Annotated in this window: 15 protein-coding genes; 11 read left to right on the forward strand and 4 right to left on the reverse strand. The window is 45.5% G+C overall.

Annotated features, from left to right (window positions below; all coding sequences use genetic code 11):
- Positions 1–23: 23 nt before the first annotated feature.
- From ACHZCX_RS05735 to ACHZCX_RS05750, 4 genes are all read left to right on the forward strand, one after another.
- Entirely contained in the window at positions 24–560 is a 537-nt protein-coding gene (locus ACHZCX_RS05735) for a hypothetical protein (RefSeq protein WP_319586279.1), read from the forward strand.
- A gap of 623 nt (positions 561–1183) precedes the next feature.
- Positions 1184–1609: a TIR domain-containing protein gene (locus tag ACHZCX_RS05740; RefSeq protein ID WP_319586280.1), complete on the forward strand. Its 426-nt coding sequence runs from the start codon at positions 1184–1186 to the stop codon at positions 1607–1609.
- A gap of 189 nt (positions 1610–1798) precedes the next feature.
- On the forward strand, positions 1799–2425 hold the full coding sequence (locus ACHZCX_RS05745; RefSeq protein WP_319586281.1) for a hypothetical protein: 627 nt from the start codon (positions 1799–1801) through the stop codon (positions 2423–2425).
- Between the two features lie 319 nt (positions 2426–2744).
- Entirely contained in the window at positions 2745–3917 is a 1173-nt protein-coding gene (locus tag ACHZCX_RS05750; RefSeq protein WP_319586282.1) for a hypothetical protein, read from the forward strand.
- Between the two features lie 472 nt (positions 3918–4389).
- Here ACHZCX_RS05750 and ACHZCX_RS05755 read toward each other — a convergent pair whose 3' ends face one another.
- The 4 genes from ACHZCX_RS05755 to ACHZCX_RS05770 are packed head-to-tail and all read right to left on the reverse strand — an operon-like array spanning position 4390 to position 11328.
- Positions 4390–5607: a Wadjet anti-phage system protein JetD domain-containing protein gene (locus tag ACHZCX_RS05755; protein ID WP_319586283.1), complete on the reverse strand. Its 1218-nt coding sequence runs from the start codon at positions 5605–5607 to the stop codon at positions 4390–4392.
- A complete protein-coding gene (locus ACHZCX_RS05760; RefSeq protein ID WP_319586284.1) occupies positions 5600–9064 on the reverse strand; it encodes an ATP-binding protein in 3465 nt (1154 codons plus the stop codon). Before ACHZCX_RS05760 ends, ACHZCX_RS05755 begins: the two co-directional genes overlap by 8 nt.
- Positions 9054–9719, reverse strand: coding sequence for a DUF2398 family protein (locus tag ACHZCX_RS05765; protein WP_319586285.1), 666 nt, complete (start codon positions 9717–9719; stop codon positions 9054–9056). Before ACHZCX_RS05765 ends, ACHZCX_RS05760 begins: the two co-directional genes overlap by 11 nt.
- Complete coding sequence (locus tag ACHZCX_RS05770; protein ID WP_319586286.1) at positions 9706–11328, reverse strand: DUF2397 family protein; 1623 nt, start codon at positions 11326–11328, stop codon at positions 9706–9708. Before ACHZCX_RS05770 ends, ACHZCX_RS05765 begins: the two co-directional genes overlap by 14 nt.
- Before the next feature lie 253 nt (positions 11329–11581).
- Between ACHZCX_RS05770 and ACHZCX_RS05775 the strand changes: the two genes are divergently transcribed.
- The 7 genes from ACHZCX_RS05775 (at position 11582) to ACHZCX_RS05805 (ending at position 23065) form a co-directional block, all read left to right on the forward strand.
- The gene (locus tag ACHZCX_RS05775; protein ID WP_319586287.1) at positions 11582–12700 is read left to right on the forward strand and encodes a hypothetical protein; all 1119 of its coding nucleotides are present in this window, start codon (positions 11582–11584) and stop codon (positions 12698–12700) included.
- A 295-nt stretch (positions 12701–12995) separates the two neighbouring features.
- Complete coding sequence (locus tag ACHZCX_RS05780) at positions 12996–14159, forward strand: vitamin K epoxide reductase family protein (protein ID WP_319586288.1); 1164 nt, start codon at positions 12996–12998, stop codon at positions 14157–14159.
- Positions 14160–14454: 295 nt separating this feature from the next.
- Positions 14455–16098, forward strand: coding sequence for a hypothetical protein (locus ACHZCX_RS05785; protein ID WP_319586289.1), 1644 nt, complete (start codon positions 14455–14457; stop codon positions 16096–16098).
- Positions 16095–17021, forward strand: a complete 927-nt coding sequence (locus tag ACHZCX_RS05790) for a class II fructose-bisphosphate aldolase (RefSeq protein ID WP_319586290.1) — start codon at positions 16095–16097, stop codon at positions 17019–17021. Before ACHZCX_RS05785 ends, ACHZCX_RS05790 begins: the two co-directional genes overlap by 4 nt.
- A gap of 199 nt (positions 17022–17220) precedes the next feature.
- The gene (locus ACHZCX_RS05795) at positions 17221–18864 is read left to right on the forward strand and encodes a glycoside hydrolase family 99-like domain-containing protein (protein ID WP_319586291.1); all 1644 of its coding nucleotides are present in this window, start codon (positions 17221–17223) and stop codon (positions 18862–18864) included.
- A 184-nt stretch (positions 18865–19048) separates the two neighbouring features.
- The gene (locus ACHZCX_RS05800; protein ID WP_319586292.1) at positions 19049–20443 is read left to right on the forward strand and encodes a hypothetical protein; all 1395 of its coding nucleotides are present in this window, start codon (positions 19049–19051) and stop codon (positions 20441–20443) included.
- Between the two features lie 279 nt (positions 20444–20722).
- The gene (locus tag ACHZCX_RS05805) at positions 20723–23065 is read left to right on the forward strand and encodes a family 14 glycosylhydrolase (RefSeq protein ID WP_319586293.1); all 2343 of its coding nucleotides are present in this window, start codon (positions 20723–20725) and stop codon (positions 23063–23065) included.
- Positions 23066–23109 lie beyond the last annotated feature (44 nt).

The following is a 23109-nucleotide window of genomic DNA, read 5'->3' on the forward strand; positions in this document are numbered from 1 at the left end:
CCTGTCATGAGAGGATTTAGTATATGCGTTTATTATACATGCTGTTGATCTGCGGATTGATGATGGTCTTTCTGGTTGAAGGATGTTCATCGCCAGGCGATAAGCAAGCGCATGCAAATGCTAGAATATTTTCAGAAGAGATGAATGATATTATTGGTATAGACATCATTGCTGACTCCGGGCAAGATGAAATCAGAACTCAGCTGGAACTACCTGTAGAAGCAAAGAAAGCGATTGTCATAGATTCGCTGGATCTCGGTAAAGATGAACCAGATTTCTCAGAAGCAGTTTCAGAATTGCGCAGTATGATTAGGAAATCCTCGAATAAATACCTGTGCCTTATACCCAAGATATGGTTGCGTATTCGATTTCAAGGTGATAATTATGCTCGCTATTGCATGTATGTCCCAAATGATGATTATTTGCGTTTTGAGTTTATTGGACCGGTAGATATGAAATCCGAGAAACGTGATGAATGGAAACAAGAGGGATTCAGCATTAAGCCAAACAAAAAGTTTAGTGAAATCATTAATCGATACATACCTGAGGATAGGAAGTAACTTCATATGTAGTCGTTTTGGGTAGTAATTTCATATAGCAGATCCGGTATTTCAAAAGGTCTTCTATGATTCGTTTCATAAATGACCTTTTTTTATGTGTAATCGTCTACATTAAAAAGATTATTTTTTCTTGCAGTAACATTTCAGGTGAATTGTGTGTCATATATAGTAGAGGTAATACTTTTAGCTTATTATGTTCATTAGAAATGGATTGCATAAGTTGAATTTGCAATAGTTTTTCCTTCCTCAGCAGAAGACTATCGAAACAATATAAAACAGAGGCGGAATGGCACGGCGACCGTTCCCTACATATAAAGGACACCGCCTTGGCATGAAACGTAGGGAATGCCCGCCGTGGCATTCCGCGCATGAGCACAAGACTTCGGCTGCAGGCAACCGAAGCAACACACAATCTATGCTGTAAATTGTTTCTATTTTCCAAGGAGGAGATTTTATGAAATAAGTATCAATATTATTTATTGTTATGAGAACACAATGTGAAAAAATCTTCACATTGATGTGTAACTGGATTGATGAGATTAAATTACACTGAATTGACTATTATCTAAATTAGTGATATATTGTTTAACAATCGATATGATATTAATAAAAGTGGAGTAGTTATGAAAAAGAAACAAGTTTTTGTAAGTTTTGATTTTGAGAATGACGGCATTCATCGCAATCTGTTGACTGCATTTAATAATAATAGAAACTTTGATGTTATGTACCATGAACACTCAATCAATGAAATGCAAAACTGTGATGTTGAGCGTATAAAGGCCGTTGTTGCAAGAAAGATACAGGAGGCTACTCATGTGCTTGTGATTGTAGGAGAACACGCAAACAAATGCCATCCTGAACAAGATGCCATCGGTGAGACAAACTGGCAGTGCTGGGAGATATATAAAGCCATTAATGAAGGCAAGAAAATCATAGCGATTAAGATAAAATCAACAAACCCGGCGCCGATTCCTTTGCAGAACATTAACACCAGATGGATAATGAGCTTCGATATGAAAACGATTACTGATACGATAAACAGTTTCTAATGTGTGAGTCTTGGATATAAAATGAATACTTGAAATTCAACTGTGTTTCTTTTGGAGAATCTTTTTGAGTAAATAGATATCCTATTATCTGAAAAAAAAGTGCTGCAAATCTGGTATTTCGCAAGAAAGAGGTACGCCTATGATTATCTAGATAATAGAGTATAATATAACTACTTGCAGTATACATTAATGGAGGAATTAACGTTTATGATTCGAAAATGTTTAGTTAAATCTGCGATTATACTAGCAGTAATGGTTATTGTGTGTACCCATGCATTCGCCACAAGTACTGTAAACATCCATCGGTTACCGAATGTAAATCTCAGAATAGAAAAAGCTGCACTAGCTAATGACAAGAAGATCGCTTTAAATAAACCTAATGCATCTAAAATATTGAAGGAATTAAATGCCTGCAAAAGAATAGAGATTTTGAATTTCTCTGATAGGTACCGTGTGATTCTTATCAATAAAAACGACAAGAATGCTTCTACCATCATTAATACTGTCAGCAACTTAATCAAGAATCGAAATGCAGTCACAGAAGATGGGGTAGCTGCAATTGTTACAAAGTATTATTTCCGGTTTTATGTATCACCTGATACAGCCTATGTTGCGAAATTGGATGTCAAGGCGAAGTATTTTGAGATGGTAGAGAAGATACGGATACGTAAGCAGAAAGGTAAGGAAGTAACAGAAAAGATTCAACTGCTATCTATCCCGTTTGGTAAAGCGCCATCTGACTTCTTCCGCAAGATGGAAGTAGCTCTACACAATGTGGAACGTGACTACCCTCGGGTGAAGCCGTGGACATTCTGATGACTAGCTGATGGTAAGAAATGTTATGTTTATAATTTTAGACTAGTTCGAATTTGTTAATGAGTTCTATAATAGCATGATATGAAAGTGCTTAATATAGAAACTAATCGATATTATATATAGAATATGGGGTAATGAATCTGATTCATTGCCCCACTTTTTTAATCAGTATTTGAGAGTAATAGTATCGCACATAAGAAATAATAAGGGCACTAACTTAAACATCGATACGTAAAACAAATACAAATAGTAGATCCTGTCTGAGATCGGTCTAGCTTGCACAGATCTTAAGCATTCTCTATATCAAAGGAACGGGTATATGTCTAAAAAATACATTTCAGTCATAATCATATCTATAATACTTCTCATCACCGCAGCATATTTATTTCATATCCATAGATCTGCGGGAAACGAAACCTCAGAGTTGAAGCCGGTTTGGAAGCATGGCATTCGAGGCGGGATATCTGGGATATGTGTATCTGTCGATGGAAAGGTTATTACCAGCAGCAGCGGAATGATTCCCGGAGAGAGATACAGTTTTGATGAAGGTGAAGTAAAAGTCTGGAATAAGAACACAGGCGCTTTGATTCAGACCGTATACGAAGGTAAAGATCCGGCATGGGCGATCGCATTATCGAAAGATGGAAAAACGTTAGCTTGCAGTATTGGGAGCAAGATTGGACAGTGGAGGTTGCAGGATGGCGTTTTCAAGAAGGAACGGCAGTTTTCAATATCTGCCAGTGCGCTTGCATACTCTCCGGACGGCAGTTTGCTGGCATGTAAATCAGGAAACGATGTTTTGGTGTGGAATGCAAAAACCGGAAAACTCAACTGGCATAAAAAGAAACGGAATATTGGCGCGTATGTCAGCAGTGGTAAAACACGTAGACCACAACATATCGTTTATAACATTGATCGATGCCGCTGGTTGTATTTCTCACCTGATGGCAAATATCTGGCAGCACCGGTAGTCTACTGGATCGGTGAAAACTATTACTCGAAGTTGACATTATTAAATTCGAAGACCGGTAAAGTGCAATGCGCTGTTGATCCAAACGTTGGGATGGACGCGGTATGTTTTTCGAACGATAGCTCTCTTCTTGCGATAGGAGGATTTGGTAGAATATCTCTATTGCGGGTGAAAGATTTACAACTGGTGAAGAATATCACCTGGGGTCGTATGGTCCTCAGCGAAAAAGAAAAACATGAAATTGGAGATTATGGGTTGGCGCCTTTTCCTATTCCGGAGAGTCTTGTATTTTCTCCTGATGACAGGATGCTTGCAATTGGTGCCAGTTGGTTTGTAAATGGATTAATCCAATTCCGAAATGTATCTTCAGGAGCGCCGATAAGAGATGTTATTGTAAATAACCGCAAGAGGAATTTTTACACAAATGGTATGACTGCAGTGGTGTTTTCAACTAGTAAGAATGAATTCGCTGTGGCAGCTAAAGGATATGTTGCATTGTATCGTTTCCCTGATAGTCCATAGAATGGGAATTGAGGATGATTTCTCATAGGCAGTCCGAAATTGTGTGTCGGTCATCATTAACATTCCTGATCAAAGTAGATTACTGATGAAACACATCACTCTTTTTATGAATTGATTCAACGCCAATGTCATTCCGGGCGGCGACCCGGAATCTATACAAGGTAACTCTTGATATAATTATGTAAATAGAAGACTTTTCTTCTAATATTTCAGATGCTAAATTTGATTACTCGTGTATCATTTCATTTCTCATACTTCTTTTTTATGGATTCCGGGTCGCGCCCGGAATGACATTATGTGTGAGATTGCAATTATAGGTTGAAAGATAAGTGTTGTTAGATGATTTTGCAATATCTACACCAAGCTGGAATTAATAAAATCAATATGGGTATTTTGAAAATAATATTGCATCGAATAACATAAAGCCAATATAAGCTGTTTTTTGGAATCAATGGGATGCTAGTGCCATGCATCAGGAATGCTGCCAGACTTCCTGTTCCAGCCAGCCATTCTCGATGACGTATGACAACTCCTCACTAAATGGGAAATCAGGATGGTCTGCCAGGAATGCCGCCGCTCTTGATCTCTTTGATGAAGTGAGAGGCAAGAGTTGCTGTCTATGGCTCTGAATATCTCGCAGACTACAGCGCCACAATTGAAGCGGATGGATTCGATGAAGCATATCGGCGATACGCAGGCCATCAAGATCAGTGTCACCCCAATGTTTGAATGCCGTCATTAAATCCGGCAGCAGTCTGTAAACCTTCTTTACAGCCGAATTAGGGTACCCAGCAGTGTAAACAATGACTCCTTCAACGCCTTCGCGAATCAGACTTGTAAAAGGTGTTTCATTTTCGCAGGTTATCACTTCCATATTGGCTGGCAGCTCGAAAGATTCGATGCCATGCAGGTTATCCCATGAAAGAGTGGCGGTTTCGCCAAGTTCATGTAATCGCGCAATCCAATCGAACCGCTCTCCATTCTTCCAATAGACAATTGGGCCAAACAGCGTTACTTTTATCGCTGTGGCGTTCTCAACTACCCCATAATCCACCCAGACCTTACGCCGTGATTCATCGGTAATCTCATCATCCCGCAGGATCAGCAGCCACTCTTCCAGCCGACGGACAAGTGATGGATTACGTTTGAGCGCCTTGCTGTTCTCAAAGAATCGAGCGCCTAACTCTGCGAATCCCAGTGGGTCGTGATCGAGGGTAAGGAATTGGACTGCATCTGCCAGTCGAAGTAGTTCAGTCTGATCCTGCGCAGAGTTGGTTTGGATTGAATCCCATATCGGCATCATTTCAGGATACAGTAACCGGCAACGATCCAGTTTCAATGCCGCATCCCGGTTCGCCTGTGCAGATGCCTCATGCTGGTTAATGCGTTCTACATTCATAACGCTGCAGAATGTGTCGATCCAGATCTCGGATTCCTCCGGGCAGATTCCTATCCGGTCTAGATGCAGATATACGCTTCCATCCGGATTTTGAACGAGAGCTGTGTTGGGAAAGAGAGCGCTGAATGCTTCCAGAACATCAGGAGAAAGACGATCGCCGAGTTTGAAACGGCCGATGAGGGTTCCTCTCTTTGCTAAACGTTCAGCCAGCCGAAGTAGAAATGGTTCTGCCGTGGGATGCCGATCGATTACATGATGTAATGCTCGTTGAAGAGAATTGGAATCAAACATCGACAGTACCCAGTTCTGTGTTAAACTCAGCCGCCGCAAGATCAGGAACACCTTCCAGTAATGTCAGTTGGGTTGGGTTGGTGAAATCGCAGGCAAAGAGATGAATATTGCACTCTTCATCTTTTACCACCAGCAATGTTGTAGAACTGGGTATTTCCTGCTTTACTCCATCCAGGTCAGGAGAAGCGATAAAGAGCTGCAACCCGAGATCGGAAGCGAAACCAAGCAGTTGATCGCGCCGATTGGCATCAATTCCATAGAACGCCTCATCGAAAAGCATCGCTCTGATACGCAATGAGTCATTTCGGTCATAATGGAAATATGCCACTGTTAAAATCAGCAGGTAGTTCGGGACCGCTTGTTCGCCGCCTGAACCTAAACTCTTGGTTCGGCGGTTTATTATCACCTCGCTGCCTTCGACATCCATCGCCAGTTCATAATGGAACCAGTTCCGATAATCAAGTGGTTCCGGGATTTCATTGACTTCGGTTGCCATGATCTCCGACTTACAGGATTCCAGGAAATGCTGGAGTTCTTCCTGTGCAGCCGGATCAAGCGGGTTCAGACGCTCTATGACACTGAGCAGTTCACGATAGCGCTTCTCTTCTTCCAGCCGGAAATGATACCGGTTGCTGCCAAACACTCGGCCTTTCAGCAGATAGTTGATCTTCTTCACCATGTCTCTTAGAGTGCGTACGCCTCTTTTCATCTCCATGAAGAGATCGCCCATGATGATGTTGCGAATCAATTCTGTCGTCCGCTCGTTGATGACTTCACGCTGTTCGTCGATCAACTGGCGCCCGGCTTCTACCACATCGGCGATGAGGCTCATATGCCGGTCGACAAGCCGGTTTACCCGCTCTTCATATGTGAAAGAGTAGACGGCTCCATAAGTGGGATGATTCAAGCGTTCTTTCAAGGATCCGATTTGCCCGTATTCTTCGCGTTGTACCTTCTCTAACTCAGCATGGACGTTCTCGATATTATCGAATTGCTGACCCCGCCAGGTGCGGAGGACGTAATATGTAACGCTCTCTACGCCGCCTGCGAATGGCTGCAATTGGGCATCGAATATACCTAATTGTTCTTCTTCTAGGCGAATCTGCATACCGATAAATTCAATTTGATGGCTGGAATCGAGCAGACGCTGGCAAAGTGCACCCTCTTTCTGACGCAGTGATGTTATCTGCTGATTCGACCGTTCGATCTCCCTTGAAACTCTATGCTGTTTCTCTTCGAGCTTATCTAGCCCCTCATTATTGATCCGCTGCTCAAGAACATTTATTACTTCTCTGCAATTACCCTCAACACGAATTGTCTCATCAAGCGCTGACCTTTGTTCATTAACCCGGATCTCGGCATTCGATTTCTGAGCTTGTGCTTCCGAAACTTTGTACCGTGCATCTTTTATGTTCAACTGGGCATTTCTTAGTTCCTGTGAGAGTGAATAGAGTGCATCCTGCTTGATCTTGAGGGCATTCTGTGTTTTGTCTAGATCTCGAAGCCGGCTTTCCAGCTCTTTTTGCTGTTCTGATAATCGCTTGACCTCACGACGCAGAGCTTCCTGCCGACGCTGAGCGCCGATCAGGATCGCAGGATCACCTTGCAGTTTGTATTCATGAGAGCGAAACCGCATCACTAATGCGTCATTCAAAGATCGAGTTGCCGGATGTGTATCTGCCGCCGCATACATCTCCGCTGCCAGTATTCGTATTGCAGCAGGATCGGATTCGGCGATATCGAATGACTCCCGAATCCATGCAGGTGCATCTTCCCGCGCGTCTTCTCTTCGTGCAAGCCGTATTCCAGGGTAACTGGCGAAGATATGTTCTGCGGCTGTATCATAATCGGCGGATGAAATCAGAATCGTGCTGAGAATCTCCGAGCCAATAACTTCTTCAATCATTGATCGCATATTGGCTGATATACCCGGTTTCCATTCCAGTTGCCGATATAATGGTGAAAACTCTATCATGTTTCGTTCGATGGTTCGACATGCTTCTGTGAATCCTGGAATGCGAGGCATGACTTCGCCGGAATCTTTCAGACGGATGATCTCAGATTCAATTGCTTTGATCTCATCCTGCAAATTTGTTCTTTGGTTCTGAATGCCGGATTGTTCGATTGCCAGATCGGTCAAATGCTGCTGGGTATTCAGAGTCAACGATTCTATAATCCCATCACACAGTTCCCTCGCACTTGTTTCACGCTGCATCGAATCAATTTCTGCAAGGAGTTCACTAATCGCGAATGGCAGATTCTGTCTCAATTTGTGCAAAGCGTTGTAGAATTGGGTGATTAGGGTCTGCCATCTTTGAAACTCATGCTGATATCGGGTTTCCATCTCTGATTGATGTTTCTCGTTCATTTTCAAATTATCTTTTTGGCGTGATAATTCGATGGAAAGACGCGATAATTCGGCTGACCGTTCTTTATGAAGAGTGAGCAATCCGCTCGCGTCTGCCTTTTGGAGCGCATCTAGTTGGCGTCTGTAATCATCACAGATGTTGATTTCACGTTCGATCTGCACTCGGAGATCTTTTAGCTCCGATTCATGACGAGTTTTCTCTTCTTCACAAGCGGCGATCTGTTGTGACTGGTTCTGAATGGTCAGATAATGAATCAACCAGGTATATCGAAGCGCAGACTCCCGTAAGTGATCTATTTGCGTTACCGTATCAGCAAGCGCCTTAAGGTAGTTTTGTTTGTCTTCCAACCCGGCGAGATCATTTTTGCTTTGGTCGAGTTCTCGTAATGTACGGATTACTCGCTCGAACAGATCCTGCTGCGGATCCGGAAGCAGTTTCTTGAACAACTCATGATAATCGCTTGTTCCGGCAGCTATCTCTCGATAAGCTTTTCCCATTCGAAGCAGACGGCAGGTCTCTTTAAACAGGTTCTCATCTCCATATAAACGACGGATCAACTCATTGCGGTAACTCTTCAAATCGGGACAAAAACCGTTTCCTGAAAGCTGTTCCTTTAATTCGCGGCGTGTTGCCGGAGCGGTTCCACCGGGGATTTCGACAAGGAGCGGCAGATCCTCCAGCTTACATGTGCGCACTACACCCCAATAGCGGATCTGTTCATCGGTTGTATGTGTTTCCATGCCTAGAACCAAACATATCGGCTTCCCCTGCCAACCTTCAATTTCCAGAGCGGCATATGTAATTCCACATGAATCGAATGCGGCGTCCATGTTATGCCGAAGGATTATACCCTGCAATCTCCGGCCTTCGCGCAGATTTCCCACGACTCGCGCCGCAGCATTGAATTCCACATCTTCGTTTGCCGTGAGAACCAGATGTATGGCATCAAGGAGGGTGGTCTTACCGGAACCGTTATCGCCCAGCAGGAATAGATGTCCGCCATGATTTATCTCAATTGTCTCATTAATGAAGTTATGGAAGTTGATTAAACGAATCCGTCGAATTTTACTCAGTTGATCATTCGGCATCTGTTTCCTCCTCTTCCACTTCAGTGTTGCTGAATACAGGATAACTGAGCCGTGTGGCGTTATAATGATATATGGCAGGAAGCGCTTCGAATATTACTTGATCGTCTGTAACCCGTTCGCCGGCATCAGCCTTGATCTTTAGAAGCAGACGGTATTGTTCTAGCTCGGGTATCACATCTTTCAAAATCTTCCTGACTGCATCCATGGTATATGTATCTGTCATTCCCGGATACAGCTCCTGCAAGCGGCGGTGAGTATAGGAAAGCAAATCTCCGAAGTAAAACCGCATATTCTCGGCATCTTCTACTGACATGTTTTGTTCCTCTAACTGCTGTTCAAAGAATTCGAGCAGCAGCATGAAAGCCAGGCACTCATCTCGACGGGTGAACTTGAACCATCGGCGTTTCCCTTCGGTTACAGAAGGATTGTACCACTTGCGTTTGAAGACTCGGGCGCACTTGTTATCATATACCAAATCCCAGTCATAAAACTCTTTGTAGAACTGTGTGAGTTCCTTTTTATACCTCAATAAAAATGCGAATAATTCTTCATCATCAGTGCGGTAGAAATACGCAGATTCAACCAATATGTTCAAAACTGACTGAACCCGACTGCTCTGTCTTAGCAATAGATCCTGCAACTTATTCTCTGCCATTCGAGCTCCTTCGTGAGATAGAGACAGTTGGGATAGAAAGTAGGAATCCATCTGCCTTCAATTCAATTCGATCACCCAACTCATTCAATAGATAATCTATCGACTCTAGCTTGCGTCCTCGTCCCAGCTTTCCCGCTTTCACCAGTTCAATTACTCGATCCAGATCCTCAAAACTATCGAAGCATTGGTCGGTAACGATGGCATCGGCTTGTGCAGGAGTGATGATCTTGTTATCCAGCCATTCACGCAGCATGGCGAGATGTTTCTGTTCCAGAGTGCGCACAGGTCCCTGATGACGATCTTTTGCCGGAATCGGGATTCTGGCAGGTTCTGCTTGACGCAATGATTCTCTCCGCGGTTGCGGTGGATCAGCCATTTCGTATTCATCCCAGTATTGGGCATCGGTAGATATCTGCGCCGGAGCGATCAGCTCGAACATAAACAGATCGGGAACCTCATCAGGTGAAAACTCAGCGATCTCCGATATCCGTGAACGAAGATCTTCCAGACGATGGTTCTTTCGTTCAAGCTCACGCAGGTGCAGATGCAGTTTTCGCCAGACGTTTGTGGTAGTTGCGCTGATTCGACGGCACAACAGATCAAGGGAGCCGTCTTCGCTGTAAAATTCGTGAAGGTTGGATGGAATACGCAGAATTGATGCCGGATCCTGTATCCTTCGCAGAAGATGAGGGACTTCACGACGTTCTTCTTCCATCTCCTCTATGCATTTACGGATCTTTGTAAGCAGCGCATCTCCCTGGGTTGATCCCAGTTTGTCGGTGATCTCGCCGCGCAGACTATGAATTTGCATCAGGAATAACTTGGAGAAGCTATCGAGCTCTTGCAGAATCTGCCGCGCCTCTGAAAGGGTATATTGACGCATTACAAAGCTATACATCCGCGCATTCAGTGAGATTAACTCTTCATTTATAGCTTGAGTGAGCTGCTCCAGTCGTCCAAGGTGGAACAGGACGCGTCGAGAGTCTCCTTCATGAGCATTCTTCGTGTGAACCCGATAAAGTACCCTGTTGAGTTCCTGGAGCAATCCGCAAACTGTTTCAAGAAGATCTCGAGTATCTGCGCCGCGTTCTTCTAGATCGTCCTGCAGCCGATCTTCAAGCCATTCAAGAAAATTGATCGATTCATCGTTCAGTGAATAACGGAATTTGCGCCGTCGAGAGTCACGATATCCGCGCAGACGTTGGAGTTCAATTCGTTCTTCCAGCAGATTCCATTCTTTAAGAGATGCAATATCTTCGCGGAACCGATCCTGGGTGTATTCTTCGCCATCGACTAGAGCTTCTTGTGCAGGCTGGACGGCAGCATATAAGTCGTCATGCAGCGGTTCAAGCTCGTGTGCCCGTCGAAAACGCAGCATCCCATATAATATCTGTACATAATAGATGCCGCGCTCTGCATTAAGCAGGTTCCCGAGTTGGCTGTTTCGCCGACGCACAAGTTCGGCAGACGCTCCTTGATCATAAGCGTTCTTGCCGTCCTCTGTAAACAATTGGCGAATATCGATATGCACCGGGTACTCCTGATTGGTTTCCTGTTCAATGATATAATTCTGACAAGTTTTTGAATCACTATCATGCTGATATTTCATAATGATGATTCAAAGCTAGTATATCATATCACCAAATCATTGAACAATCTGTGCAGCTATCTGTTTATTGGTTATCTATAGCCTAAGGACGGTTCGTCAATTGTTAAATACATTTGTCGATGATCTGCTCATTTGTAAAAATGCACCTCACAACAAACCATATATTGACAAATATTGTATTTTGGCTATACTAAGACATGTGATTAAAATATCTATTCTAAATTTACATTATTAGCGGCAAAGGTAATGATTCATGAGCATCTCTCACAATGAAGCGCCAGATTACGATCGGCTGGAATCGGTTGCAACTACTTCTAGAAGATCGATGGTACTCGGATCGATAGTACTGGTGATTGTCATAGGATATATGTCGTATAGAATCATGATAGACATGGTTCTACCGCATATAGATAACCCTTTCAATTTTGTTGGTGCTCTAGGCGTTATTGTAATTGCGGCTCCTGCATTGCTGGGAGTGATTTTTATGATAGGAATGTTTAGAACAGATAATTGGAGAACCACGAAGGATTATATTGTCAAATTCAAACTATTCTCTGAAGAACGCATCTTCTGGGAGGCAATCACTAACGTTGAGACGCACATAATCGACAGCAAGACAGGCAAGATCCTACCTGATGTTGATGTGGATGATGACAAATATGGCAGGGATTTCGTCATCACCCTATGGGATGGCGACAGGTCTCTGAAAGTCGAAGGCAGGAATCCACATCTGATCGCATCAATACTCATGCACCTTAATCGATATGGGATGGGTAGATCAATTGCAATTCCAAGAGCAGCTTTGGAGTTGCTTCAACCTCCATCTACCAGGGAAATTCCTGAGATCAACTGGCATCTGAAAAACATCCCATTGTGGCGGCGTTATGGGGTGATAATCTTGTTACTCGGTATTCTTGCTCTTCTTGCCTTTACTATTTTCGCCGACACTGGAACCAGACATCTGGTTTGGCGGATACTTGTTCCCTTGTATTTCGGAGTATATCTGATCTACCACATATACCAAGAAATATTTACTGCATTTAGACTCAAGATTGAGCTAGACAGATTCACTGCTCGAACAATATTTGGTGAGAAGGCAGTGGCATGGAATAAAGTGACTGATGCTAAATGGGATAGTCTGGCATATAAAAACGAGGGTCCATCCTGCCGATATGTTGATGCTCCATCAAAGCTGGTTCTCAGATTATGCATGGGATGGATGGAATCCATATACATCCCCTGGGATCCAAAAGATGAGGAATCTACACAACTTATCCGCGCCATTATGGATCGACTTCAGCAACTTCCGAAACCGATCGTGCTGCTGTCTCCGCATTCTAAACTGGACAATGTGATTATAGATAACCGTTGATTTTACTGTTGCATTTTCATCCTATCCAGTAGTCTTCAAATACTTATTTTATAACTTCTTAATACCTCAAAACCTGGTCTAACTCAAACTGTGGAATGGTTGTATATCCATTATTCTGGGTATATAAAAGGTGTTCCAGGTATACCACAGGTTTTATTTCTACTGCTTCGTCATAAAATCTTCATTTGAGATTATCAAACATTTCAAACTTCGAACGATATGTTATGGGAAACCAGGAACAAAAAGCAATTCAGAGGTAGGAAAACACTCTGTCTTGCCGGTCGGGAGATATGAAATGAATGCAAAAAGTAAATTTTTAACATGGGGTTTCAACCGCGGAGTATTTCTGCTTGCATGTTTCGGTGTATTTGTTACGCTGGTGCTGGGGATCGCAGATTTTGCAGGCGCGAAATTGCCCTGTGGATTAGATAATGCACCAATAAGCGGGTGCGACAAAGTGCAAATGGATCCCTGGAGTACAGTATTCGGCATCCCAATTGCATTATTCGGATTGGGGTTGTATCTGTTAGTAGCTTTAGTCACTTTCTTGCGTGACTGGATAGGGACTAAAGAGACGATATGGGTTGGTTACGGATTGTGGATGGTATTAGCGGCAGGTACGATAACAAGCGCCATGTTGTTGAGTCATGCGCACTTTCAGATTCAAGCTACATGCATGTGGTGTATGGCAAACGGTATTGTTATGATGCTTGCTTTTTGTATGCAGACAGCGACAATTTTGCAGAATACTACAGGCGGACCAAGACGCTGGCAATTGAAGTTTTTTGCTATCCCACTTATAGTAACATTCCTGGCCGGAGGTGTTTACGGAATACTTCTGATTCGTGCTGCAGAAGCGGAGACTGCCGGCAGGCAGGTATCTTTGCCGATGAATACTGTGCTTGTTCGACCCGGGAATGCTTCGATTGGCGCCGCAAATGCTCCTGTTGTGATAGCAGCCTTCACCGATCTGCATTGTCCGCCATGCCGCTTGAACCATCTGGCTCTGGAGAAGAAGATGCAGGGACCGCTGGACGGCAAGGTTCGTCTGGTTTTCAGACACTTCCCGCTGACGCGCAGACATCCCAATACCATGGATGCCGCTGTTTTCGCTGAGTGGGCGAAGAGTAAAGGCAAGTTCTGGGAGTTCGTTAATGCCCAGTTTATGAATCAGGAAAAGACAAGGCCCGATGATATGCTGGCTATGTTGGCTGGGATTGGGTTGGATCAATCGGAGGCAAAACGCCTCTTGACTGACAAAACGATGCGTGCAGGATTCCTTGTGCAGATCAACCAGGACATCGCAGATGCCAAAAAGCTTGGAGTGAATTCGACGCCGACATGGTTTGTCAGTTATCCTGACGGCACAGTCTCAATGGCGAAAGCAGACGGCATATTCCCCTTGCTTACGGATAAGGCTATTCAATGTCATAGCACACCGGCTAAAACCGCCAAATAAAAATGGCGATAGTATGTGAATGCGCCGATGGGTTTTACTGTATATAAAAGATATATTCGATTTCATCTAGTGAATATATCTTTTATATACAATGCCGCACTTCCTTCAATAGATGTTTCGGGAAACCCTTTTCCCGAAACCAGGATGATTCTATACAGTCCTCAAACCCCATTCTCTCCTCTCCAATTCCAGATAAAAGGAGAAATCAGGATATCATATCTCATTGCGTCATATCTGATGCAGGATGTATAATATCAATCACTATCGAGTTCCCATTTATCTGAAGGAGAACTGCATGACCAGGCAATCTGTTGATCAGTCGCTGAACTACATTGATATATCTCAATCTCCGGATTTTGTAACCTTTACAGGGAATAGAATTGAATGCAGATTAGAAAAGCTTGATGAATTCGTCTTTGTGGGTCATGGTGCTGAGATACACATGCAGTCAACATCGAATGGGAAGACGGTAGAACTGCATGCTCTCGGGATGGCTGCGGAGCGGATTCACCTGCGATGGTCTGGGAAGTTCGACCCATGCATGATGATGCTTGGCGATCATTGGGAGCGCGGTTACGGCGACCTTCAGTGGATGCAGATCGCAGCAGAGCGTATTATGCCGTGGTATTTCCTGGCTTATGATGGACAGTTTACTCATGGTTACGGAGTGAAGACAGGCGTCTCGGGACTCTGCTTCTGGCAAGCTGATCCATCCGGCATCAGCCTGACAATCGATGTGCGGGCAGGCGGCGATGGAGTTTTACTCGGCGATCGAATATTGAAGGCGGCAGAGATTGTTTTCAGACAAGGAATCGCTGATGAGACGCCGTTCGCAGCGGGACATGAATTCTGCAAGATGATGTGTGATAATCCAAGACTGCCTGATCATCCGGTATATGGCGGCAACAATTGGTACCACTCCTATGGCAACAGTTCTCATGAAGATATCCTTAATGATACACAACTGCTGGTTTCACATTGTTCAAATACCGGTAATCCGCCATATATGGTGGTTGATTGCGGTTGGACGGTCAATTCATTGGTATCAGCAGGTTATTCTCCTGTTGCCGGAGGACCGTGGGACAAGGGGAACATCAAGTTTCCTGATATGCCCGGTCTGGCTGCATCGATACGATCTATGGGCGCGCACCCGGGCATCTGGATTCGACCGCTCGCAGTGGGCGCCGACTTCGATTCATCACTTTTACTCCCGAATTGCCGGTATCAGAACATTGATGCGGCTGAGCCGATCATGGATCCGACTATCCCTGAAAACCTCGCGAAAGTAGCCGATGACATCAGGCGGTTAAGGGAGTGGGGGTATACTCTCATAAAACACGATTTTTCTACTTATGATATTTCAGGCAATTGGGGATTTGGTATGGGATCTCAGATCACAAAACCGGGATGGTCGTTTGCTGATCGATCTCATACTACTGCAGAAGTGATTTTGAATCTCTATAGAACGATACGCAGCGCCGCCGGAGATGCTGTTATTATCGGGTGTAACACAATCGGGCATCTGGGAGCAGGTCTTTTTGAGATCCAGCGCACCGGCGACGATACCAGCGGAACAGAATGGGACCGCACCCGGAAGATGGGTGTCAACACTCTTGCATTTCGGATGCCGCAGCATGAGGCGTTCTTCCTTGCAGATGCAGATTGTGTCGGTCTCAGAAAAGATATCCCCTGGGAGTTGAATGCCCAGTGGCTTGATTTACTTGCGAGAAGTGGAACTCCGCTCTTTGTCTCCGCGTCGCCTGATGCGGTTGGACCAGAACAATCTGCCGCTCTTCGACGCGCATTTGAGCAGGCATCTTCCCATCAGCCAGCTGGAGAACCGATCGACTGGCTCACTAATCTGACTCCATGCAAGTGGAAGTTCGGCGACACAACTGTAAACTATGATTGGCAAGAACATAATAAGGAGAAAGTATGACTGTTAGACGTTCAGATAAACTGGCAAAAACTGTCGCAGCCGCGGCATCATCAGGGATAGTGATTCCGGCATTCAATGCACCTTACCTCCCAATGGTAGAGGCGATCACAACTGCACTGGCGAAATACGATGCATTCGGAATGGTCGAAGTCGCCAGACTTGAATTCACAAAGTTCGAAGCCGGGAGTATACCTGAGATCTACGCGCTGTTTGAGAAATACGCCGATAAACGCGTAACCACACTCCACCTGGACCATACCCCTGTGATAGATGAAGACGGACTGATAGTTGATTGGAAGCAGCATATTTCGGATGCCATCGCTGCCGGGTACGACTCAGTGATGATTGATGGGTCGAGGCTTTCACTTGATGAGAACATCGCAGTGGCGAAGCAGGTAGTTGAACTTGCTCATCCAAGCGGTGTTCTGGTAGAAGCTGAATTGGGATCAGTGATGGGTCATGAAGATGGTCCTTTACCTCCTTATGATGAGTTATTTGCAAGTAAAGCCGGATTCACAAAACCGGAAGAAGCCCGTAGATTCGTCCAGGAAACCGGCGTTGACTGGCTCTCAGTGTCGATAGGTTCGATTCATGGCGCAATAGCTCCGTCAGTTAAAGACAAGGTGAAAATGACTGCAAAACTTGACATCGAACGGCTGAAAGAGCTGAGAGATGCAACAGGCATCCCACTTGTTCTGCATGGCGGAAGCGGGGTCGCACAGTCATATATTGATGAAGCGATCAAAAATGGCATGTTCAAGATTAACATCGGAACAGACATCCGACAGCCGTATGAGCGAGCGCTCGCGGCAGGCGGAAGCATAGAAGATGCACAGTCCGCCGTAGTTGAGAAAATGGGCGAGTTAATCTGCGACGTATTTCACATTAAAGGTTCAGCAACAACACTTGGCAACTTGATCTGAAAAATGATTCGACAGGCGCTGATATCCAGTTTTCGCAGCGCCTGTGTGAATTCATGTTATCATAGTATGATTTCAGTAGGTGAGAGATAGAATATCGTATCTCCTACCCTTTGCAATATCCTTTCTTCATTCACAATCTCCGCAGGTTTGACATTGGTATAATATACTATCATCTGATTCTGCTGACTGGAGACACAACATGGTCAAACGACTGATTATTACAACAGTACTCATTGGATTATTATCTATCTCCTGCATTTCAAAAACTCAGACTGCCGCGAAAACAATCATCGTGAAACCGACAGTTCACATGCAAACCACCATATCGACACTCCGTCCGCTGAAGGTAGGCGCGTTCTACTTCACCGGTTGGGATTCTCCGGAACGATGGTCGTTGATAAAGCAGTTTGGAGACCGTGATCCTGTACTTGGATATTATCGGGATGATTCACCAAAGGTGCAGGACTGGCATATCCGGCAGGCGACGCAGCACGGCATCTCGTTCTGGGTTTTCGATCTGTATTATGATCATCGGACTGGCAATATGATGAACAGTATGCGCGCGCTTGATGCAGGATTCCTTAGAGCAACATTGTGCAATAAAATGGACTTCGCGCTTATGTGGTGTAATGAAGAGAATCGGAAGCCTGACTATACAAAGGAACAGCTTCTCCAACTTGCGCGCACTGTCGGGACACGGTATCTCTCCAGGAAGAACTATCTGCGGACATCTGATGGTCGCAATGTGTTCGGCTTCACAAGACCCGATCGCCTTATCTCGGAGTTCGGTGTAGATGGCACAAGAGATATACTCGAAGCTATGAATAATGAAGCAAAACAGTGGGGCGGTTTATTTTTCATATGCATTAAGAATCCAACGGCTGGCGAACTCACAGAGTTGAAAAATGCTGGATTTAACGCATCTACACTTTACAGTTATGATGCATATGGTTTGCCTGCAGGTCAGAAGGAAGCGCCTTACGATAGCATACTTCCGACCATTGAGCCCATGTATCGAAAAGCCGCCGGAGAACGAGTGCTTCCGGTGATACCTATGGTTTCGCCGGGTTGGGACTCGCGACCCTGGTACAGCAAAGAATCTGCAATTGTACCGAACAGCGTAGATCATGCAATATATCGGACTGGGTCAACACCGAAGAAATTTGAGCAAATGTGCAAGTCTCTCAAAGCTTATGTTGATCCCGGGTTAAACATGATGATGGTCGGCACCTGGAATGAGTTCGGTGAGGGATCATATATCGAGCCGACAAAACAGCGCGGATGTACTTATCTGGATGCAATGGAGAGGGTCTTTTTCCCGGGGAAGTTCATCCCACACACGGTGGCTGTACCAACCGCCAAAGAACTCACACAGCTTGATTTCGCCAATATCCCGACGCCTGATGAACTTACTGCACCGAAGAGCGGCAATCTGATTGTCAATCCGGGTTTCGAACGCGATTTCGGCTGGACATACTTTGATTCATCGCCAATCCTCTACTCTACTAATATCGTCCACAGTGGAAAGCGTGCAATCTCGTTGGCAAAGGCACTGGGTGGACTTAAAGTCATGAGTCTGATCGAACCTGAGGCAGGTAAGACATATAATGTATCTGCCTGGGTATACGGGAAGGTCAGCATGGTTTCTGCTCTATTCGGAAAAGATGGATATAGCTACCAACCAATCGTTGATGGCGGACAGGAAGGATCATGGCAGAAGCTGGAAGGTAAACTGACCATCAATGATCCCAAAGTATCATCATTTGATCTTGAATTTGTACCGGTTAGCGTGAATGTGATCATTGATGATGTGAGTGTTTCACTCAATGATGGCTCTGGATAAAGTAGATCTGCTGATGGATTCCATCTATCTAATAAATTTGGTTAAGGTATAATACCTTGAAAATATAACTTTTTATTCAGATTTTATGAATTTCTACTAACGCAATCTACCTGCCCTGTGGTAATATACCTTATAAAGAAAACAATCGCTTTGATCTTACATAAATCTGTTAGAAAGGCAGCATATGAAAAAATCAACATTCGCATTATATTTTGGAAACAGGGGATTCTTCCCTGCATCTTTGATGGCATCTGCCAGAGATGAAGTATCGAAAGTCCTGCATGATCTTGGACATAAAACGCTCATGATGGATGCTGAAGCAACCAGACATGGGGCAGTCGAGACATCAGCAGAAGGCGCAGTTTATGCGAAGTTCCTGAAAGCGCATGAGGGAGAGTTTGACGGCATCATCCTATGTCTTCCGAACTTTGGAGATGAGAATGGAGCCGCCGCCGCATTCAAGAACGCGAATGTGCCAATTCTGCTTCACGCATATCCCGATGAACTGGATAAAATGGCGCCTGAACTGAGGCGTGATGCCTTCTGCGGCAAAATATCGATCTCTGATGTTTTCAAGCAATACGGAATCAAATTCACATCATTAAAGCCTCATACATCATCGCCGGGAAGTGATGCATTCGCACGGCAGATCGACTACTTCGATAGAATGTGCCGCGTTGTTGGCGCGATGAAAAGCATGACAATCGGTAATATAGGAGCGCGTGTAACAGCGTTCAAAACTGTGCGAATCGATGAGATCACGCTTCAGAGACATGGCATCAACGTAGAGACATACGACCTGTCGGACATCTTTGCTCAAATGAAAGATCTCAAAGCAGGCGGTGACGCTTACAAATCGAAAGCAAATCTGCTTAAAAACTATACCGGATTCTCATGTGTGCCTGAAGCCGCATTCGACAATCTGACCCGGTTGGCAGTCGTACTCGACAACATGGTTGAAGAGAATGCGCTGGATGCGATCTCCATAAGATGCTGGATGGAGCTGCAGAAACAGATGGGGATATCGCCATGCGTCCTTCTCAGCGAGATGAACAACCGCCTGATACCTGCCGCGTGTGAGAACGACATCGGTAATGCCGCTGCGATGTATGCTCTGAGTAAAGCATCCGGTGAAGCATCTGCATGTTTGGATTGGAACAACAACTACGGCGATGATGAAGACAAGTGCATCCTGTTCCATTGCGGACCGATACCTCAGTCGTTGATGACGGCCAAAGGAATGGTTGTAGATCATTCAATCCTGATGAACTCTCTTGGCGAGGGATGCAGTTATGGGTGCAATGTGGGTCGCATCAAGCCGATGAACTTCACATTTGGAAGCCTTCTGACTGATGAAGGAAAGATCAGAGCGCTTCTTGGAGAAGGTGAGTTTAAGGATGACCCAATTGCTCAGGACTTCTTTGGATGTCCCGGTACAGCATATATCCCGAACCTGCAGGATGTCCTTCAGAAAGTGGTGTATGGCGGATATCGTCATCATGTGAGTGTTACGCCTGGGCATATCATCAAACCGCTGCGTGAAGCGCTTGAGTATTACCTGGGATATGTAATCGATTAAACGATAAGGTTGATAGTGATCAAGCTGAGACTGAGGGAGCAATACGTGATTAGATACTACACCATTTGCCTCATCAGTCTCCTAAGAAACAAGTCGAAGATAGACAGGGGAGGGTGAAGCTCCCGCTGAGCCTAGGTGCCATTTGTTACCCTAGGTTCGGCAGGAGCCTCACCCTCCCTGTCTAAAACGAGGCTCTGTTTCTTGCCGAAATAACCGTGGCTGTATGCGGTTGGCTGCTCAGAATAGTATATCAGCATATCGATGAAATGAAGTTCACCTGTGAAAACTGCACTGAGAGCATTCTGTTGTTTCATTTTCTTCGTCACTAATGTTTTTGCAGGAACACCTCCGGCGCCATTACCGCTTCCTGTCGGTGCGCCGATGTATTTCGCTTCCGGAAACGATGTCGCTTTTCAGGCAGTTGTGCCACCCGGTGAAAAGCAGTTCACCCGTCAGGAAGCTGCATCGGCGATATCGCACCGTGCCGTGGTTGCTCATCAGGCCGGTATCACCTCTCTGGAAGCTTATGCAAAGTGGTGGCTCTGTGAACCTGAACCCGGCAAGTGGGAGTTCTCATATTGCGATCTGTTCGACCAAGCTGTGAAAGATACAGGGATTCGATGGCTCCCTCTGATCATCGCCGGTCCATCATATGGAACACCGCCATGGTTCAAGGCATCGAAGGAATCCGTGCTCTCCCGCTGCCTGGAGCATAATCTGGATACATCAGCTCAATCGATTTGGAGCCCGTATATCCGTCCGCATGTGTCAGAATACCTTCGCCGGTTTGCTGAGCATTTCGACGCCGGTCGAATCGAAAGCATACAGATGGGTGTCTCCGGCGACTTCGGTGAAACACTTTATACAGAGGCAGGGAATATCTGGACGTTTCTTGGTCCTGCGTATCATGGACATCCAGGTTATTGGTGTGCGGAATCTTATGTCCGCGATGACTTCCGGCGTGCGATGACTATGAAGTATAAGAGCATCGATAAGTTGAATGCAGCCTGGGGAACAGCATTCAAAACATTCAAGGATGTTCAGCCGTTTGTGCCGGAGAAAGCATCGAACCGGCGTGCAAGGCTCGATCTCCAACGCTGGTATTGCGCTGCCATGACTGACTACCTGGAGTTCTGGCTTCGTGAGACGCGCCGATATTTCCCGAAGTCGCGTATTCAGATTGCGGCGGGCGGCGACGGGTGGTCGACCGGCGGTGCCGACTTCTCTGCACAGGCAGAGGTTGCAGCTAAATATCATGCCGGGATGAGGGTCACAAACGAAGGCAGCGATTATGGACTGAACTTCATGTGGACGCGTCAGGTTGCCACTGCCTGCCGATTCTACAACAATTACTTTGGCATTGAACCTGCAGGCGGTGTGACTACCGAAGCGATCCCAATTCGGGTGTATAACGCGACCGCATCCGGCGCCGATGAACTTTTCACATATGATCCTGAGCCGGAAGGTGCACGGGCACAAGCCTATGCCGATCTGCGGAAATTCCTGATCAAACGTGAGCCGGTTGTTGATGTAGGATTCTTCCTCAACCGCACATCCTGGGACCTTGATCTACTCCATCAATACTGGCAGTCAGGGATAAATCTTCGCACCGTAACAGATTTTGATATCATCGATGAACGGCTCATCGCGGCGGGAGCACTCAAAAATAAGCGAGTGTTGTTCTGGCTAGATGGATCGGTTGTGGAGGAGTCTACAGCTCGGTTATTGGAGAAATGGGTTCGTGACGGCGGCATTCTCGTGGTGCAGAGCAGAGAGAAAATCGAAACAGTTGAGGGTTCCCCTGTGACTTGGCTCCCCGGTGTCATGAGCGGAAGTCAGAAGACGCCTGATCGTTACAAGGTCGATGTGGGCAATACTGATTATGAAACAAACCTGATTGGTCCCTGGCAGGGACAGGAAAAAGGCAATGGATTTGCACCATCTGACGATACTTATCGCTGGAGCACAGACGGATCGCAAATCGATCTACCAGTTCCTGGAAACAAAGGCATCACAGTCGCTGTCAGAATCTGTGCCAACGGACCCCGTGTTAAGGATCAGCTCTTGCTTGTTGATGACAGGGTAGTCGCACACCCAGACGTAATCGGTGTGCAGACTCTCTCGTTTGAATTGACGCCGGTACAGATTGCAGGACGTTCAACGATCCGTCTTACATTCGGCGGAACCACATGGCGGGGTTCCGAATCAGATACCAGACAGCTTGGCGTGGCGGTTTCATCAGTGGCAGTCGGCAGTGGACAACTTGATCTTGTTGAGCTGGCTGACGTTCCGACACTTGGTTTTGTAAGCGGATTGAGTATGGCGAAACTGGTTCGTCCTCCGTATACAGTAAAACTTGGCCGTGGTGCAGTCGTTCATCTTCCCATGAGTAATCTCAGGATGCAAGATGCAGCACGCGAGGTGGTGTATCACACAGATCGTTTTCTGCCGGGACATAAGGCGCCTTATCCAATGGTGGAAAGCGACCTTACGGTATACATCACGCGATTCCGGGATGGCAGCGTGCTTTTCCTGAACAGCGGTGATAAAGAATCGCACATCCGGTATGATGACCGCGAGACGGTGATGCCCTCGCACTCGATCAAGAATATGCTTAAGTAGGTATAGGGTTTATTTTCACATGGTTCAAATTTATAATTGACAGA

It is taken from the genome of uncultured Desulfobulbus sp., assembly GCF_963662935.2.
Classification (GTDB): domain Bacteria; phylum Desulfobacterota; class Desulfobulbia; order Desulfobulbales; family Desulfobulbaceae; genus Desulfobulbus.